Source organism: Streptomyces longispororuber, assembly GCF_024448165.1.
Classification (GTDB): domain Bacteria; phylum Actinomycetota; class Actinomycetes; order Streptomycetales; family Streptomycetaceae; genus Streptomyces; species Streptomyces longispororuber_A.
Window position 1 is genome coordinate 1 of record NZ_JAMOLN010000087.1, and the last position, 17073, is coordinate 17073.

Annotated in this window: 15 protein-coding genes; 10 read left to right on the plus strand and 5 right to left on the minus strand. The window is 71.5% G+C overall.

All coding sequences use genetic code 11. The features are described from left to right. Positions 1-649 (minus strand): SLATT domain-containing protein (locus M4J07_RS23675; RefSeq protein ID WP_255974990.1); only part of this gene is annotated, 649 nt, incomplete at its 3' end. Positions 650-879: 230 nt separating this feature from the next. On the opposite strand from M4J07_RS23675, the gene M4J07_RS23680 reads away from it, so the two are divergent. The 7 genes from M4J07_RS23680 to M4J07_RS23710 all read left to right on the plus strand — a co-directional run bounded on the left by M4J07_RS23680 (position 880) and on the right by M4J07_RS23710 (position 7399). Beyond that, the gene (locus tag M4J07_RS23680; protein ID WP_255974991.1) at positions 880-1224 is read left to right on the plus strand and encodes a YbaB/EbfC family nucleoid-associated protein; all 345 of its coding nucleotides are present in this window, start codon (positions 880-882) and stop codon (positions 1222-1224) included. A gap of 62 nt (positions 1225-1286) precedes the next feature. Next, entirely contained in the window at positions 1287-1886 is a 600-nt protein-coding gene (recR, locus tag M4J07_RS23685) for a recombination mediator RecR (RefSeq protein ID WP_255974992.1), read from the plus strand. Then, positions 1879-2601 (plus strand): DUF5063 domain-containing protein, encoded by a 723-nt coding sequence (locus tag M4J07_RS23690; protein WP_255974993.1) that lies wholly within the window; start codon positions 1879-1881, stop codon positions 2599-2601. Before recR ends, M4J07_RS23690 begins: the two co-directional genes overlap by 8 nt. Before the next feature lie 222 nt (positions 2602-2823). Continuing rightward, positions 2824-4107 (plus strand): aspartate kinase, encoded by a 1284-nt coding sequence (locus M4J07_RS23695; protein WP_255974994.1) that lies wholly within the window; start codon positions 2824-2826, stop codon positions 4105-4107. After that, entirely contained in the window at positions 4107-5186 is a 1080-nt protein-coding gene (locus M4J07_RS23700) for an aspartate-semialdehyde dehydrogenase (RefSeq protein ID WP_255974995.1), read from the plus strand. Before M4J07_RS23695 ends, M4J07_RS23700 begins: the two co-directional genes overlap by 1 nt. Positions 5187-5657: 471 nt before the next feature. Then, positions 5658-6233, plus strand: a complete 576-nt coding sequence (locus tag M4J07_RS23705) for a SigE family RNA polymerase sigma factor (protein WP_305128086.1) — start codon at positions 5658-5660, stop codon at positions 6231-6233. Further along, the gene (locus M4J07_RS23710) at positions 6230-7399 is read left to right on the plus strand and encodes a hypothetical protein (RefSeq protein WP_255974997.1); all 1170 of its coding nucleotides are present in this window, start codon (positions 6230-6232) and stop codon (positions 7397-7399) included. Before M4J07_RS23705 ends, M4J07_RS23710 begins: the two co-directional genes overlap by 4 nt. A gap of 3 nt (positions 7400-7402) precedes the next feature. Here the strand turns inward: M4J07_RS23710 and M4J07_RS23715 are convergent, their stop codons facing one another. Both M4J07_RS23715 and M4J07_RS23720 read right to left on the minus strand, forming a co-directional pair. Next, positions 7403-8173: an SURF1 family protein gene (locus tag M4J07_RS23715; RefSeq protein WP_255974998.1), complete on the minus strand. Its 771-nt coding sequence runs from the start codon at positions 8171-8173 to the stop codon at positions 7403-7405. A 59-nt stretch (positions 8174-8232) separates the two neighbouring features. Then, positions 8233-10041 carry a S9 family peptidase gene (locus tag M4J07_RS23720; protein WP_255974999.1) on the minus strand — a complete coding sequence of 603 codons (1809 nt, stop codon included), beginning with the start codon at positions 10039-10041 and terminating at the stop codon, positions 8233-8235. A gap of 117 nt (positions 10042-10158) precedes the next feature. Here M4J07_RS23720 and M4J07_RS23725 point away from each other — a divergent pair, with 117 nt between their 5' ends. Further along, on the plus strand, positions 10159-10320 hold the full coding sequence (locus M4J07_RS23725) for a hypothetical protein (protein ID WP_255975000.1): 162 nt from the start codon (positions 10159-10161) through the stop codon (positions 10318-10320). 263 nt (positions 10321-10583) lie between these two features. Here the strand turns inward: M4J07_RS23725 and M4J07_RS23730 are convergent, their stop codons facing one another. Beyond that, positions 10584-11942, minus strand: a complete 1359-nt coding sequence (locus M4J07_RS23730; RefSeq protein WP_255975001.1) for a helix-turn-helix domain-containing protein — start codon at positions 11940-11942, stop codon at positions 10584-10586. A gap of 134 nt (positions 11943-12076) precedes the next feature. Here M4J07_RS23730 and M4J07_RS23735 point away from each other — a divergent pair, with 134 nt between their 5' ends. Further along, positions 12077-13396: a M64 family metallopeptidase gene (locus M4J07_RS23735; protein ID WP_255975002.1), complete on the plus strand. Its 1320-nt coding sequence runs from the start codon at positions 12077-12079 to the stop codon at positions 13394-13396. 12 nt (positions 13397-13408) lie between these two features. Here the strand turns inward: M4J07_RS23735 and M4J07_RS23740 are convergent, their stop codons facing one another. Further along, on the minus strand, positions 13409-14743 hold the full coding sequence (locus M4J07_RS23740) for a hypothetical protein (RefSeq protein ID WP_255975003.1): 1335 nt from the start codon (positions 14741-14743) through the stop codon (positions 13409-13411). A 163-nt stretch (positions 14744-14906) separates the two neighbouring features. Between M4J07_RS23740 and M4J07_RS23745 the strand changes: the two genes are divergently transcribed. Beyond that, a complete protein-coding gene (locus M4J07_RS23745; RefSeq protein ID WP_255975004.1) occupies positions 14907-17015 on the plus strand; it encodes an MMPL family transporter in 2109 nt (702 codons plus the stop codon). Positions 17016-17073: the final 58 nt, after the last annotated feature.

Below are 17073 nucleotides of genomic sequence, written 5' to 3' on the forward strand. Positions count from 1 at the left end.
AGGACTGCATCACCAGCGGCGCCGGCCCCGACCGGAACTCCACCATCCAGTCCGCCGTCTCGGACCGCACCAGCTCCGTCACGTCCTCCGTGAAGCGGCGCAGCACCGCGAGGCACCGCTCCGCCGCCTCGCTCGCCGTACCCTCCGTCGGCCCGAGCACCTCCCGCACGCTCTCCGACGCCCAGTCGAACTGCAGCACCTGCAACCGCCGCTGCACGGCCTGCGCGGTGGCGACGTCCCTTATCCACCCCGACGTGAGCCCGAAGTACCGGTCGCAGGCGACGCAGGCCACCGCGAGCAGCAGGGTCAGATACCCCCAGGGAGCCACGCCGCCCACCACCCCGGTCAGATCGAGCAGCGGCAGCACACCCCCGGACACCGCACCGAGCGCCGCCCCGCCCCGCAGGGCCCGCGCGCCACGCCGCTTCCACACCCGGTCGGCCAGGTACCAGTCGGCGGTCCGCAGGGCGCCCTGCTCGACCCACCGGTACAGCTCGTCGAGCCGCTCCGCGGGCTCGCCCCAGTCGCCGAGCGGAAGCGTCCGCCCCGTGAGGTCGCCGGAGCGCGGGCCGCCGTCCGATACGCCCCGGCCGCCCTCACCCTGGCCCTCCTGGGGCGGTCCTTCGGGCTGCATCTCCGGCTGACTCACCCGGCACTCCCTCGACTGGTTACGGCTGGGGCTGAATGTGCAGCATCTTCCTACCGCCCAATGGGTGGCCAAGGTCCCGTTTTCGCGGGTTTTCCGCTCAGAAGTGGGCCTTCATCAGGTATAGGAAAGCAGCCCATCTCACTCGAAAGAGTGCAGTGCGAGGTGCCGGGGCGGGCGCACCCCGAACCACGTAGGCTCGAACCCAAGCGACCCAGAGACAGGAGCTGATCGTGATCCCCGGTGGTGGCCAGCCCAACATGCAGCAGCTGCTCCAGCAGGCCCAGAAGATGCAGCAGGACCTCGCGCTGGCTCAGGAGGAGCTGGCGCAGACCGAGGTCGAGGGCCAGGCGGGCGGCGGCCTCGTCAAGGCGACGGTGACCGGCTCCGGCGAACTGCGCGGCCTCGTCATCGACCCGAAGGCCGTGGACCCGGAGGACACCGAGACCCTCGCCGACCTGGTGGTCGCGGCGGTCCAGGCGGCGAACGAGAACGCGCAGACGCTCCAGCAGCAGAAGCTCGGCCCGCTCGCCCAGGGACTCGGCGGCGGCAGCGGCATCCCGGGCCTCCCCTTCTAGGCCCGGCGCCAACTACCGTACGTATCAAGACGCACCAGACGACCTGAAGGCGAAGGCAATCCGTGTACGAAGGCGTGGTCCAGGACCTCATCGACGAGCTGGGCAGGCTGCCCGGCGTCGGTCCCAAGAGCGCGCAGCGGATCGCCTTCCACATCCTGCAGGCCGAGCCCACCGACGTACGGCGGCTCGCGCAGGCGCTGATGGAGGTCAAGGCGAAGGTCCGGTTCTGCGCGACGTGCGGCAACGTCGCGCAGGAGGAGCTGTGCAACATCTGCCGGGACACGCGCCGCGACCCGACCGTCATCTGCGTGGTCGAGGAGCCCAAGGACGTCGTCGCGATCGAGCGCACCCGTGAGTTCCGCGGGAAGTACCACGTGCTCGGCGGCGCCATCAGCCCCATCGAGGGGGTCGGTCCCGACGACCTGCGTATACGAGAACTTCTCGCGCGGTTGGCCGACGGGACGGTCACGGAGCTGATCCTGGCCACCGATCCGAACCTGGAGGGCGAGGCCACGGCGACGTACCTCGCCCGCATGATCAAGCCCATGGGCCTGAAGGTCACCCGCCTGGCCAGCGGCCTCCCCGTCGGGGGCGACCTGGAGTACGCGGACGAGGTCACCCTCGGCCGCGCCTTCGAGGGGAGACGACTCCTAGATGTCTGAGACGACGAACACCGCCGCCACCGCGGGCGCCCCCAAGGCGTCCAACGACGCGACGCTGCACGCGGCCACCCAGAATCCCGACGACTTCGCGGTCCAGATCTCCGACCAGATCGAGTCGTTCATCGTCGCGGTGACCGAGATCGCCAAGGGCGACGAGCCGGACTCGGCGGTCCCGTTCCTGCTCCTGGAGGTGTCCCAGCTGCTGCTCGCGGGCGGCCGGCTGGGCGCGCACGAGGACATCGTCCCGGACGAGCGGTACGAGCCGGACCTCGGCTCGGAGCGGGACGCGGACGACGCCGACGAGCTGCGCCAGAGCCTGGCGCGGATGCTCGACCCGGTCGACGTCTACTCGGAGGTCTTCGACCCGTACGAGCCGCGCAAGGCGCCGGTGGCCGCCCGGATCTCGGACGACCTGGCCGACGTCGTCACCGATCTGCGCCACGGCATGGCCCACTACCGCGCGGGCCGCGTCACCGAGGCGCTGTGGTGGTGGCAGTTCTCGTACTTCTCCAACTGGGGCTCCACCGCCTCCGCCACGCTGCGCGCCCTGCAGTCCCTGGTCGCCCACGTCCGGCTGAACCAGCCGCTCGACGACCTCGACGGCCTGGACACCGACGAGGACCTGTCGACGGCCGAGGGGACCCTGGAGGAGGAGGCCGGCAAGGTCATGGCGGAGGAGATCGCGGGCCCGCTCGGCCTGCGCCCCGTCAAGTAGCCGGTGTGAGCAGGGCCACCTTTCCGGTTGCGCCCGGCGGGCCTGGGCATGCGCTCGTTCGGAGCGGCCGGATGCCGACCGGAAAACCCCGGAGATCACCTCGTGAGCGGGACATCTCACGATGCGATATGACCGGGGCGGATTTCGGCCGCTCGTTAGACTGAGCCGACCGCAGTACGCGTACGTACATGCGGTGACAGACGGACTGAGCGAGGAGCGCACGTGGGCCTTGTCGTGCAGAAGTACGGAGGCTCCTCCGTAGCCGATGCCGAGGGCATCAAGCGGGTCGCCAAGCGCATCGTCGACGCCAAGAAGAACGGCAACCAGGTGGTTGTCGTGGTGTCCGCGATGGGCGACACGACGGATGAGTTGATCGATCTCGCCGAGCAGGTATCCCCGATCCCTGCCGGACGAGAGTTCGACATGCTGCTGACCGCCGGAGAGCGGATCTCCATGGCCCTGCTGGCCATGGCGATCAAAAACCTGGGCCACGAGGCCCAGTCGTTCACGGGCAGTCAGGCCGGCGTCATCACCGACTCGGTCCACAACAAAGCCCGCATCATCGATGTGACGCCGGGCCGGATCCGCGAGTCGCTCGACAAGGGCAACATCGCGATCGTCGCCGGGTTCCAGGGCGTCTCGCAGGACAAGAAGGACATCACCACGCTCGGTCGTGGTGGTTCCGACACCACGGCCGTGGCGCTGGCCGCCGCGCTCGACGCCGAGGTCTGCGAGATCTACACGGACGTCGACGGCGTGTTCACCGCCGACCCGCGCGTCGTGAAGAAGGCGCGGAAGATCGACTGGATCTCCTTCGAGGACATGCTGGAGCTGGCCAGCTCCGGGTCGAAGGTGCTGCTCCACCGCTGCGTGGAGTACGCCCGTCGCTACAACATCCCGATCCACGTGCGGTCCAGCTTCAGCGGACTGCAGGGGACCTGGGTCAGCAACGAACCGCTCGTGAAGAAGCAAGGGGCAGAGTCCGTGGAGCAGGCGATCATCTCCGGTGTCGCGCACGACACCTCCGAGGCGAAGGTCACCGTCGTCGGCGTTCCGGACAAGCCGGGCGAGGCCGCGAAGATCTTCCGGGCCGTCGCGGACGCCGAGATCAACCTGGACATGATCGTCCAGAACGTCTCGGCCGCCTCCACCGGTCTGACCGACATCTCCTTCACGCTGCCCAAGACCGAGGGCCGCAAGGCCATCGACGCCCTGGAGAAGCAGAAGGCCAACGTCGGCTTCGAGTCGCTGCGCTACGACGACCAGATCGCCAAGATCTCGCTCGTGGGCGCCGGCATGAAGACGAACCCGGGTGTGACGGCCGGGTTCTTCGAGGCGCTGACCGACGCCGGGGTGAACATCGAGCTGATCTCGACCTCGGAGATCCGGATCTCGGTCGTCACGCGGGCCGACGACGTGAACGAGGCGGTGCGCGCCGTGCACTCCGCCTTCGGACTCGACTCGGACTCCGACGAGGCCGTGGTCTACGGAGGCACCGGCCGCTGATGGCCCGTCCAGCCGGGGAACCCGTGCGGCGTCCGACGCTCGCGGTCGTGGGAGCGACCGGGAGCGTCGGTGCCGTTCTTCTGCAGATCCTGTCGCAGCACGCGGACATCTGGGGGGAGATCCGGCTGGTCGCCTCGGCGCGCTCGGCGGGGCGCAAGCTCACGCTGCGCGGCGAGGAGGTCGAGGTCGTCGCCCTGGAGGAGTCCGTCTTCGACGGGGTCGACGTCGCCATGTTCGACGTGCCCGACGACGTGGCCGCCCGGTGGGCGCCGATCGCGGCCGCCAAGGGCGCCGTCGTCGTCGACAACTCGCCCGCCTTCCGGATGGACGCGGACGTTCCGCTCGTCGTCCCGGAGATCAATCCGCACGCCGCGCGCGTGCGGCCGCGCGGCATCATCGCCAATCCGAACTGCACGACGCTCTCGATGATCGTGGCGGTCGGCGCGCTGCACGCCGAGTTCGGCCTGCGCGAGCTGGTGGTCTCCAGCTACCAGGCCGTCAGCGGCGCCGGGCGGGCCGGGGTCGAGACGCTGCGCGAGCAGCTGGCCCTGGTCGCCGGTACGGAGCTGGGCACCAGCCCCGGGGACGTGCGGCGGGTGGTGGGCGACCGGACCGGCCCGTTCCCCGAGCCGGTCGCGCTGAACGTGGTGCCGTGGGCCGGGGCGCTGCGCGAGGACGGCTGGTCGTCGGAGGAGATGAAGGTGCGGGACGAGTCCCGCAAGATCCTCGGGCTGCCCGGTCTGAAGGTGGCCGTGACCTGTGTGCAGGTGCCGGTGGTGACGACGCACTCCCTCACCGTCCACGCCCGCTTCCAGAGCGAGGTCACCGTGGGCCGGGCGCGGGAGATCCTGGCGACCGCGCCGGGCGTCGTGCTCTTCGACAATCCGGCGGCCGGGGAGTTCCCGACGCCCGCCGACGCGGTGGGCACCGACCCGACGTGGGTGGGGCGCGTGCGGCGCTCGCTCGACGATCCGGCCGGGCTCGAACTCTTCGTGTGCGGGGACAACCTGCGCAAGGGTGCCGCGCTGAACACGGCGCAGATCGCCGAACTGGTCGCCGGGGAGTTCACCGGCGCGTGATGTGCGCCTCTCCTGCTGTCCGCTTTACGGTCGGCCTCTTCCCATATCCGGATCCGCTCGTAGGATCTGTGTAAGTTCTGTGATGACGGTGGTCTGAACCACTTGAACCGGGACCTCTGGGCGTTCGAAGATTTCCTCCCCGTCCCGCAACCGCTTGCGGGGCGGGGAGCGTCCTTGCGATAGCCCTTAGGGGGGCGGTCGCTCTCGGGGGTGGCGTATCACACAGGACAATTGGGGCATAGGGGAAGAGCAGGTACGCATGTCGGCATCTGAGGCGGAGTCATCGGTGGGGATGACGAAGTCTGTCGCAAATGGGGCGCCGGACGCGTACAACCCTGACGGGGGGAAGCGTGTCCAACAGGCGTGGCAGAGGTACTCGACTTCACAGCGGTACAGGCGAGGGGCGCGGCCCTGCGCCCACCCCTCGCACCCCTCGGGACGCGCCGTTCCCGTGGGGGCACTTCCGGCGGCATGCCGGTGATCGCCCCCATGCCAGCAGCGCGCCCGGCGCGCATTCCGGCGCAGGCGCAGGGCGCTGACGACGCGATGGCGACCGGCACCACAGTCGATCACCTGACCGAGACGTATCGCGCCCACTACCGCTCCCTGCTCGGACTCGCGGCCCTGCTCCTGGACGACACGGCCTCCTGCGAGGACGTCGTGCAGGAGGCGTTCATCCGCGTCCACTCCGCGCGAAAACGCGTCCGTGACCCGGAGAAGACGCTGGCGTACCTGCGCCAGACCGTCGTCAACCTCTCGCGGTCCACGCTGCGCCGCCGCATCCTCGGGCTGAAGCTGCTCACCAAGCCGATGCCCGACATGGCGAGCGCCGAGGAGGGTGCGTACGACCTGCTGGAGCGGGACGCCCTGAAGAAGGCCCTGAAGGGGCTGCAGCGGCGGCAGCGCGAGGTCCTCGTGATGCGCTACTTCGCGGACATGACCGAGGCCCAGGTGGCCGAGGCGCTCGGGATATCCCTGGGTTCCGTGAAGGCGTACGGTTCTCGCGGCATCGCGGCGCTGCGCGTGGCCATGGAGGCGCCGGCATGAGCCCCACGACAGGCCACGGGCCGGACAAGCGGTTCAGGAAGTACGAGCAGGACGAGCACGCTGGGAACGCAACTGTGAACGACGGACCCCGCCGTCCGGCCGATGCGGCGGCCGACGACGCGAGTGGACCCGACACCCTCGGTGGCACCGGGCTCGGTGACGACGAGCTGGCGCTGCGGCGCATGATGCGCACCGCCGTCGCGGAGATCGAGCCGTCCGACGTCGCCCTCGAGCACCTGCGCCGGGCCGTGCCCGCGCGCCGGGCGCGCAAGCGGCAGGCCGCCGTCGGCGCCATCGCCGCCGGGGTGTTCGTCGCGATGGCGGTGCCCGCGGTGCTGCACGTCACGAACTCCGGGTCGTCGGCGGACCCCGCCATGGCGGGCAACAGCCAGAACACGCACAGCGGTGTCGCCGCCGGGAAGGACGGTGGCGCCGGCCGGGACTCCGGCGGTTCGCCCTCCCAGTCCAAGGACAAGGGCGAGGGCAAGGACGGCGACAAGGGCAAGAAGGGCGACAAGGGGAAGGGCGCGACCAGCGGTGCCACCGGTGGCCCGGGCCCCGGCTCCACGGCCGCCGCCAGCTCCCCGCTCTGCGCCGCGAACGAGCTGTCGGCGGTGGCCAGCGTCGGCGCTCCCGACGGCAGCGGCAAGGTCTACGGCAGCTTCCGCGTGTCGAACGTCTCGGCCGGCAACTGCACGGTGGACGGCGGCGGCAGCGTCCTGACCGTCGCGCAGGGCGCGGCCGACCCCACCAAGGTCGGCGTCCTCGACCACACGTCGGGCGACGGCTCGGGGCTGCCCGACCCGTCGGCCGAGCAGAGCCAGCTGATCCTGGAACCGGGGATGGCGTACGAGGTGAAGTTCGCCTGGGTGCCGTCCGGGCAGTGCACCCCGAGCGGCGGCACCGGCGGCGGCACCGGTGGGAACGGCGGCAACGGCGGGGGAGAGGTGTCCCCCTCCCCGACCCCGTCGGAGAACGCGACCGGCGACTCGGGCGAGGCCACCGCGGACTCCGGCCTCTCGGCGCAGCTCGGCTCCGAGGGCACGGGCGAGGGCAGCGTCAGCGTCTCCCACACCGCGGAGCCGGGGGCGCCCAGCGCGACGACCGTCATCCCCGACGCGTGCGCCGGGACCGTGTACCGGACGGGTGTGCTGCCGGCGTCGTAGCCGTCAGGCGGTCTCCTCCGCCAGGCCGAGCTCCGCGTCCCGCAGGGCCTCGGCCTCGCGGCGCACCAGGCGGAACCACATGAAGACCACGAAGCCCGCGAAGACGAACCACTCACCGGTGTAGCCGAGGTTCTGGAACGCCTTGAGGTCCAGGCCGCTGCCCTGCGGCGTGGACGCGGGCACCGCCGTCATCCGGGAGTCGGCCCTGTCGAGCGTGACCCACGCGTCGTAGACGTCGTACGGCACCAGGTTCACCAGGGACGCCGCGCTGATCATGCCGACCTGTCCCGAGGGCAGGCCGCCCGCGGCCGTCACCCCGTTCGACCCCTGGGACTCGGACGCCTGGAGCGTGCCGGTGATCGTGACCTCGCCCCTGGGCGCCGCCGGGGCCTTCGCGGCGGACGCCGTGCCGGGCAGCCAGCCGCGCACCACGGGGAGCGCCTTGCCGGTGCCGTCGACCTTCAGGAGCGTCACGACGTAGAAGCCGGTGCGGTCGTCGACGTCGCGGTCCGGCACGAGGAACTGCTCGGCGTAGCGACCGGTCGCCGTGGTCCGCCTGCCGGAGGTCTCCTTGTCGACGGGCAGCAGGCCGGCGAGCGGCTCGGCGGCCGCCTTCTCGTTCGTCTCGATCTGCTCGGACGCGGACCGGTGGTCCTGCACCCGGTCCTCGAAACGGCTGAGCTGCCACGAGCCCATGAAGACGCAGACGGGGATCGCGACGAGGACGAAGATGTTGATCCCCCACCAGCGGGGAGTCAGCAGGAACCGGTACACGCCTTCCACGGTACGGGTCCGATATAAGGACCCGTACCGCGGCCCCGCCCTGGACGCGGTCAGCTCGGCAAATGGCGCCTCGCGAAGTCCAGTTCGAGCGCGACCTGCTTGATGCGCTCCTCCACGACGAGCGAGCCGTGCCCGGCGTCGTACCGGTACACCTCGTGCACCGCGTCGCGGGCGGCGAGCCGGTCCACGTAGTGGTCGATCTGGCGGATCGGGCAGCGCGGGTCGTTCACCCCCGCCGAGATGTACACCGGGGCCTTCACGTCGTCGACGTAGGTGAGCGGCGAGGAGACGTGGAAGCGGTCGGGGACCTCCTCGGGGGAGCCGCCGAAGAGCGTGCGGTCCAGGGCCTTGAGGGCCTCCATCTCGTCCTCGTACGCCGTCACGTAGTCGGCGACCGGCACCGCGGCCAGGCCCACCGCCCACGCGCCGGGCTGCGTGCCCACGCCGAGCAGCGTCAGATAGCCGCCCCAGGAGCCGCCCGCCAGGACGAGCCGGTCCGGGTCGGCGAGGCCGGAGGCCACGGCCCACTCGCGGACGGCCGCGATGTCCTCCAGCTCGATCAGGCCGACCCGGTGCTTGAGGGCGTCGGTCCACTCCCGGCCGTACCCCGTCGAGCCCCGGTAGTTGACCCGGACCACCGCGAACCCGTGATCGACCCAGGCCGCCGGGCCGGCCGCGAAGGAGTCCGAGTCGTGCCAGGTGGGGCCGCCGTGGATCTCGAAGACGGTGGGCAGCGGGCCCGTCGCCCCGGCCGGCTTCTGGACGAGGGCGTGGACGCGGCCGCCGGGGCCCTCCACCCACACGTCCTCGACGGGCACGGACCCGGGCGCCTTCGCCCCCGGCGGATCCAGCACCACCGCGCCGGTGGTCGAGCGGACGACCGGCGGCTCGGCGGCCGACGACCACAGGTACTCGATGCTTCCGTCGGGCCGGGCCGAGGCGCCGGAGACCGTGCCGGGCGGGGTGTCGACCTTGGTGAGCGCGCCCGTCGCGAACGCGTAACGCCACAGGTCGCCGCGGGCCTCGAACTCGTGGGCCACCAGCAGCGCCGACCCGTCCGGGTACCACTCCGCCGACACGTCGCCCGGCAGGTCGAGGACCAGATCGGTCTCCTCGCCGGAGGCGACGTCCCAGACCATCGGCTCCCAGCGGCCGCGCCGCTGGTGGCCGACGAGCAGCCGGGTGTCGCCCTCGACCGGGGCGAAGCCGAGGACCTCCAGGCCCAGCTCCTCCTCGCCGCCCTTCGTGTCGTCCAGCTCGGCGACCGTCGTCCCGTCCAGGCGGACCACGCGCAGCGCCGAGTGCATCGCGTCGCCGTGCTCGGTGTGCTCGATCGCGATCAGCGTGCCGTCGTGGCTGAGGTCGCCGACCCCGGCCGACTCCCGGTGCCGGTAGATCTCGGCGGGGGCGTCGGAGCCCGGCCGCACGACGTGGATCGTCGTGCCGTCGTCGTCCGTGGAGCGGCCGACGACCGCCGTGTGCCCGTCCCGGCCCAGGGCCAGCCCGGCCGGGTACGAGGGGGCGAGACCGGGCACGGCCTCGGTGTCGGCGCCGCCCGCGAAGGGCTGGCGCAGCCAGACCCCGAACTCGTCCCCGTCCTTGTCGCTGAACCACCAGATCCAGTCGCCGTCGGGGGAGAGCACGCCGTCCGTCGTCCCGTTCGCCCGGTCCGTCGCCCGGCGCTGCTCGCCGGTGGCCCTGTCCCACGCGTACAGCTCGTACGTCCCCGTCGCGTTCGACACGAACAGGGACCGGTCCGGTGCGTCCTCCGCCCAGTCGGGCAGGGACACCCGCGGTGCCCGGAATCGCTTCTCCCAGTCGGGCACGGCCGGTGTCGTGTCCCGGTTGCTCTCAGTCATGGGCCCCATAGTGCCCGCCCGCACCGACAGCGGTCCGGCCGCCCCGGATGCCGATCCGCCGGGGCGGGCGCAGAGTGGAGTGGTCCGTCTTCCGGCATCCGAGGAGGAGCGACGGTCATGGCCAAGCACGCCAAGAACCCGCGCGAGGAGTCCCAGCGGGCCCGCAACGACGCCGCCCAGCAGCATGCGCAGCAGGCCAAGCGGAGCATCGACTCGATCGCGGCGAAGACCCGCGGCATGCAGCAGAAGGCCCAGGCCCGCAGGCAGGGCAACCGCTGACGTCCCGCACGTCAGGCGGTGGTGCGGCGTGACCCGGCCGGTCGTTTCATCCGAGGGGAGCGGCCGGGCCCGCCTCAACAGGGCCTGGAACAGACCCTCGTAGGTGCTCCCGCTGCACTGCGCCTGCCTGTGCCGACGGCGGCGCGGCGGGTGTCGGATGAACAGCGCCGACACCGCTCATCCGGTCCGTCCCCGCATGCGGTGACGGTGTGGGGAATCTACGCCTCTGAGGCCCGCCCCGGAATACCTGGTGCATATATCTGTCACAGAGGGGGCCGCGCCGGGGCCGGCCCCAGCGTCGTCGTACCCGGTGCCGCCCGGTGGCCGAGGCCCGTGCGGTAGGTGTCGAGGGCCGCTTCGATGCGTCCTGTGCGCCGGTACAGGTCGCCCAGCAGCCGGCACAGGTCCGCCAAGTCGCCTGCGGCGCCCGCCCGTTCGAGCAGGCTGAGGGCCTGGACGTAGTGCTCCTCCGCCTCCTCCGCGGCGCCCAGCTCCTGCGCGATGAGGCCGAGCAGGCGGTGCGCGCCGGCCGCGTGCACGGCGCCGCGGTCGGGCCCGATGGACCCCAGCAGTGACCGCAGCAGTTCGGCGGCCTCCTGCGCGCGGCCCAGCCTGCGCAGTACATCCGCGAGCTCTACCTCGACCTGCTGCGTGTACAGGGCGGCCCGCTTGGCGGAGAGCATGTCGCGCGCCGTCCGCAGTTCGGTCTCCGCGTCGGCGAGCCGCCCGGCCTGCGCGTGGACGTAGCCGCGCATCCAGTGGCAGTGCGCCAACTCCGTGCGGATCTGCAGGTGTTGGTAGAGCTCGGCCGCTTTCGCGAGCGAGGCGTCGGCCTCCGCGACGCGGCCCTCGGCGAGCAGGGTGCGCGCCACCGACCGGTGCATCTGGGCGACCAGCGCCGGGTCCGCGACGCGCGGCGCGAGCGCGAGCGCCAGCTCGGCGGCCTGCGCGGCGCGCGCGTGGGCGCCCATGTCCATGTACGGGGCGATGGACGCGGTGTACAGCAGCACGAGCGCGTCCGGGTCGTGCAGGCCCCCGGTGTTGAGCTCGTCGAGCGCGGTCTCCAGCAGGTAGCAGGCGTACCGCAGGGATCCCGACAGGTAGTGGGCCACGGCCCGGGCGCGGATCACCGGGGCCCGCTGGGGGAGCGGCGCGCCCGCCCCGACGAGCAGCGCGTCGGCCGTGTCGAAGTGCTCGCGGGCCACGGGCAGTTCGCCGGTCTCCAGGGCGCACTCGCCCAGGCCCAGTTCGGCCGCGGCCCGCTCCGCGCCGAGCCCGTGCCGCTCCGCCTCCGCCGCCAGTTCGGCGTAGAGCAGCGCCGCTTCGGCGGCCGCGCCGGTGGCGAGGGAGCGCTGCGCCTCGGTGAGCCGGAGCCGGACGTCCGTGGCGAGGCGGGCGGGGCGGCCGGTGGCCAGCTCCTCGTAGGAGACGCCGAGCCGTTCGGCGATGTGCCGCAGGGCCGCCTCGGAGGGCCGTACCCGGCCCGCCTCCAGCGTCGAGATGTACGCGGGGGTGTAGGCGGGCTCGGCCACCTGGCGCTGGGTGAGGCCGCGTTCGGTGCGCAGCCGCAGGACGCGGCGTCCGACGGGCTCCGCGGATCCGTCCGGTGGTTCGTCTGGCATGGCGCGGGGTGCCGCCTTTCGCACGGGGTCACAAAAGTTTCACCTCTTGCCCCGTGTCCCGCCAACCCCCTAGGTTGTGCGACGAGTTAAGGCAAGTTAAGTCCGCTTAACCGTCAACTTACTGCGAGGTCCCCGTGCGCGTCCGCACACCCTTGTTCACCGCCATAGCCGCGGGCTCCCTCGCGATCGCCGCGCTCGGCGCCGCGGGCTCCGCGACCCACGCGGCCGCCGACGAGGGCAGGCGGACGGTCGAGTACTTCCCGGACTCCCGCGGCGAGGGCCGGCACACCCAGGTGCCCGCCGCCGTACCGGCGAAGATCAGCCGCGCCAAGGAGGCCCCGGCGAAGACGCCCGGCGCCACCACCGTCACCCCGCTCCAGCGGACCGGCCCCTCCGAGGGCCGTCTCGACCTGGTGATCATCGGCGACGGCTACACCGCGGACCAGCAGGCCGACTTCCAGGAGGACGCCCGGTCCAAGCTGGACGCGATCTTCGCCATCGAGCCGTACAAGAGCTACCAGGGGCTCTTCAACTTCTGGCTGGTGGACGCCGTCTCGAACGAATCGGGCGTCTCCGGCGACCCGACCAAGGACGTCGTCAAGGACACCGCCGTCAGCAGCTACTTCTTCTGCGACGACATCGAGCGGCTGGTCTGCGTCGACGAGAAGAAGGTCGACGCGTACGCCCAGCAGGCCCCGGACTCCGACATCGTCTTCGTCGTCTCGAACTCCACCAAGTACGGCGGCGCGGGCTACAGCGGACTGACCTCCACCGCCGGGCACACGGGCATCGCCACCATGTCGTCCGACAACGACCGCTCGTACCTGATAGGCGCCCACGAACTCGGCCACTCCATAGGCCTGTTGGCGGACGAGTACCAGTACGCGGGCTACGGCACCTACCCGGGCCCCGAGCCCGTCGAGCCCAACACGACGCAGCAGACCGCCGAGGTCATGCTGAACACGAAGACCAAGTGGTACCGCTGGCTCGGCGAGAGCGACCCGTCGGGCGGCACCGTCGGCGCGTACGAGGGCGGCGGCTACTACGAGTACGGCATCTACCGGCCCACCCAGAACAACATCATGCGGGCCCTGGACACCGACAAGTTCAACCTCCCCGGCCGGGAGGCGATGATCGCCGGCTTCTACCGCGACGCCGACCTGCTCACCGCCCGTACCGCCACGGACCGCACCCTGCGCGCGACCGACGTGCTCCGCGTCGACCTCGCGCCGCTGACCCGCGACGGCCTGTCCGACGTGTCCGTGTCCTGGTCCGTCGACGGCGTCGAGGTGCCGTCCGCGCAGGGGCGGAAGGTCCTGAACGCCAAGGCGCTGGGGGTCAGGAAGGGCACCCACAAGGTGACCGCGACGGCCGTCGACCGCAGTGCGGCGCTGCGCGACCCCGCGATCCGCAAGGCGGCCTCGAACAGCGTGACGTGGACGGTCTCCCGCTAGGGCCCCCGCCCGCTACGTCGTCGACGTGACCACGAAGACCACCGCGGTCACCGCGAACAGCAGCAGGCACGTCACGGGCCAGTACAGCAGCCGGGCCGCGGTGTTGCCCCGCCAGTCGACCAGCCGGATCCGTTTCTCCGCGGTGTGCTCCACCGCGTTCAGCGCCACCAGGCCGATGACCAGGTACAGGATGAAGTAGAAGTACTCGGCGTAGACCACGCCGCCGGAGCCGGTGTCGGACCGCAGCGAGCTGTGCTGCACCGACACCACCAGCATCATCGAGCCGCAGAACCCGATCACGGCCCAGGTGCTGAAGCCGGACAGCGAGCGCCGGTCGGAGTCCTTCGTGACGACGAACAGGGAGGCGAAGACCAGCATCGCGATCACGGCGAGCGGGACCAGGCGGTTGAGCAGCGGGCTGAGGAACGCGCGGGTCACGCCGATCGAGTACGTGAGCTGCGGGATCTTGTTGTCGACCGCGAGGCCGGGGCGCCCGTAGTTGGTGTGCGCGGTGCCGTGCCCGACGCTGAACGTGGAGAACTGCTGCTGCCAGTCGCCGCTGACCAGGTCGTGGTAGACGCCGTAGCCGTCGTGGGTCTGCCACGGCGGGTAGGCGGCGAAGTCCGGGACCAGGGTGTTCACCGCGGAGTGCTGGGGCCACATCGTCAGCCACACCACCTGGCGGTCGAGCGGGTAGTTGCTGTAGTCGAAGTACTCCCGGACCGTGGTGTTCAGCTTCCAGCCGACGACTTCCCTGCCGCCCGGGACCGGGTCCCGGTAGATCTCCTCGCCGACGCCGCCCTCGACCGCGTTCGGCAGGTCGATCTCCGGGTCCTCGGCGTGGTCCTTGGGCAGCCGCTGCCAGATGTAGCCGGTGAGCTTCACGTTGTTGCTGCTCGTGTACTGCATCGTCTCGATCATCACGCCGGTCGGGATCGCCGTACGGCCGGCCGCGAGACCCTGCTGGACCAGCACCTTCTCGGCCTGCGCCGAGGTGGACACGGCCGTGCCCGGGATCGAGTGCAGCTCGTCGTCGACGGACACGCACACCCAGATCAGCACCGTGGCGGCCAGGCACACCAGGCTGACGATGCCGCTCATCAGGGCGAGCGAGCGGGGACGGTCGGCCGTCGGCCACAGCAGCGCGGCCGCGAGGAGACACAGGCCCGCGACGCCGCACAGCAGGGCGAGGGTCGAGCGCAGCCCCGTCCCCAGGAGGTCCTGCATGGGGTGGTCCATGGTCGCCGCGCAGACGACGGCGACCACGAGGAGCACCACGGCCAGCACGGCCACGACGGTCCTGGGCCGCCCCCAGGAGGGTCGGCCACCGGACGGTTCGTGGGTCATCGCTCTCCCGAACACGGTCGGTCATACGGTCGGCGGACAGGCAGTTCCCAGCATCCGGTGCCCGTACGGAACGCGCACGTCGGGACGCTCCCGAGTGGCAGGCCGGCGCGGCGCGGGTGAGGCTGACCGGGTGACCCGGGGGCGGCGACGGGAGGCATGAGGGATGTTCGCAGCACTCGGTCGGTTCGTGGTCCGCAGGCCCTGGTGGGTGATCCTCGGCTGGGTCGTGGTGGCCGCGGCGGTGATCTCGCTCGCGCCGAAGCTGACGTCCAGCAGCGACGAGGCCAGCTTCCTGCCCGACACCTACGAGTCGATCAAGGCGTCCGACATCCAGGAGTCGGAGTTCCCGCAGCAGCAGAACATCGGCGCGGTCATCGTCTTCCAGCGCTCCGACGGCGAGCGGCTGACCGTCGCCGACTCGGCCGACGTGGTCCGCGTGTCACGGGAGCTGGCGGCCAAGGACATTCCGAAGGTGGAGGCCGTCGTCCCCGGCAAGCCGTCGCCCAACGGCCTCGTCCAGACGTCGATGGTCGCCATGCCCAAGCTCACCGACCCCGCCGACACCTCCGAGCAGGACGCGGTCAAGACCCTCCGCACCGACCTCCAGCAGGAGGTCAAGGGCACGGACCTGAAGGCCGGCATCACCGGGTCCGCGGCGACCGCGCTCGACGAGTCGGAGGCGTCCGAGCGGGCCGGCCTGCTGGTCGGCGTCGGCACGATCGTCATCATCGTCGTGCTGCTCCTGATCATCTTCCGCAGCCCGATCATCGCGCTGCTCCCCGTCGTCCTGATCGGCCTCATCTCCCCGCTGGCCACCGGCCTTATCGCGTCCGCCAACAAGGCGTTCGACATGAAGGCGGACTCGTCGATCCAGGAACTCCTCACCGTCGTCCTGTTCGGCGTCGGCACGGACTACATCCTGTTCCTGCTCTTCCGGTACCGGGAGGCGCTCCGGGCGGGCGAGGACCCCAAACAGGGCATGGTGCACGCCGTGGAACGGGTCGGCGAAGCCATCACCTCGGCGGCCGGCGCGGTCATCGTCGCCTTCGCGGCGCTGGCGCTCTCCACGCTCGGCATGCTCAAGTCGATGGGCCCGGCGCTCGCCATCGCCGTGTTCGTGACGCTGTGCGCGGGCCTGACCCTGGTCCCCGCGGTCGTCTCGCTCCTCGGCACCAAGGTCTTCTGGCCGTCCAGGTCCTGGCAGCGCGAGCCGCAGGGCACCGGCTTCGCCAAGCTGGGCGGGGCCATCGCCCGCCGCCCCGCGGTCTGGGCCGTGCTGTCGGCGCTCGTCATGGCCGTCCTCGCCCTCGGCGCCCTCGGCTACCGGGCCAACTTCGACCTCGCGACGTCCTCGCTGCCCAAGACGAAGGAGTCGATGGTCGCGCTGCAGAACCTGGAGAAGGGCTTCCCCGCGGGCACCACCGATCCGACGAGCGTGTATCTGACCTCGACCTCGGACACGCCCCTGTCCCCGCGGCAGACGGCCGCCTTCCGCGCGTCCCTCGCGGACGTCGACGGGGTCGGCACGGTCGGCGCCGCCACGCTCAGCACGAACGGCACCGCCGCGGCGTACAGCGTCGTCCTGGACGATCCGCCGGCCTCCGAGGCGGCGATGGCCACGGTCAAGGACGACCTGCGCCCGGCCGCCCACTCGGCCGCCCCCGAGGGCACCGAGGCCGCGGTCGGCGGGATCACCGCGGTCTACGTCGACATCAACAAGGCGGTCGACCGGGACTACTCGGTGGTCTTCCCCGTCGCCGCGCTCTGCATCATGGTCATCCTCGGTCTGCTGCTGCGCAGCCTGGTCGCGCCCTGGTACCTGATGGTGTCGGTGGCGCTCGGCTTCGGCGCGACGCTCGGCGCGACGTCGTTCCTCTTCACCCGGATCGGCAGCCAGCCGGGGCTGATGTTCATGCTGCCGGTGATCATGTACTTGTTCGTGGTCGCGCTCGGCACGGACTACAACATCCTGATGGTGTCCCGGCTCCGCGAGGAGGCCAGGGCCGGGCGTGATCCGCACGACGCGGCGGGTACGGCGGTGCGGCACTCGGGCCCGACGATCGCCTCGGCCGGCGTGATCCTCGCGGGCACGTTCGCCACGCTGATGCTGGCCGGCAACTCCACGCTCTCCCAGATGGGGTTCGCGCTCTCCTTCGGCATCGTGATCGCGGCGTTCGTGATGGCGATGGTCTTCACCCCCGCCCTGACGGCCCTCATCGGCCACGCGGCCTGGTGGCCCGGCCACGGCGACCGCAAGCCGCCGGCGGAGTAGCGGATTCGTGTGCGGGGCACCCGCCGACGAACCCGGAACCCGCAACGGCGACCCCGGA

Coding starts and splice junctions, on each gene's coding strand:
- M4J07_RS23690 (WP_255974993.1), top strand. CDS start 1,879: ATGTCTGAGACGACGAACACCGCCGCCACCGCGGGCGCCCCCAAGGCG.
- M4J07_RS23700 (WP_255974995.1), top strand. CDS start 4,107: ATGGCCCGTCCAGCCGGGGAACCCGTGCGGCGTCCGACGCTCGCGGTC.
- M4J07_RS23705 (WP_305128086.1), top strand. CDS start 5,658: ATGCCGGTGATCGCCCCCATGCCAGCAGCGCGCCCGGCGCGCATTCCG.
- M4J07_RS23710 (WP_255974997.1), top strand. CDS start 6,230: ATGAGCCCCACGACAGGCCACGGGCCGGACAAGCGGTTCAGGAAGTAC.
- M4J07_RS23720 (WP_255974999.1), bottom strand. CDS start 10,041: ATGACTGAGAGCAACCGGGACACGACACCGGCCGTGCCCGACTGGGAG.
- M4J07_RS23725 (WP_255975000.1), top strand. CDS start 10,159: ATGGCCAAGCACGCCAAGAACCCGCGCGAGGAGTCCCAGCGGGCCCGC.
- M4J07_RS23730 (WP_255975001.1), bottom strand. CDS start 11,942: ATGCCAGACGAACCACCGGACGGATCCGCGGAGCCCGTCGGACGCCGC.
- M4J07_RS23740 (WP_255975003.1), bottom strand. CDS start 14,743: ATGACCCACGAACCGTCCGGTGGCCGACCCTCCTGGGGGCGGCCCAGG.
- M4J07_RS23745 (WP_255975004.1), top strand. CDS start 14,907: ATGTTCGCAGCACTCGGTCGGTTCGTGGTCCGCAGGCCCTGGTGGGTG.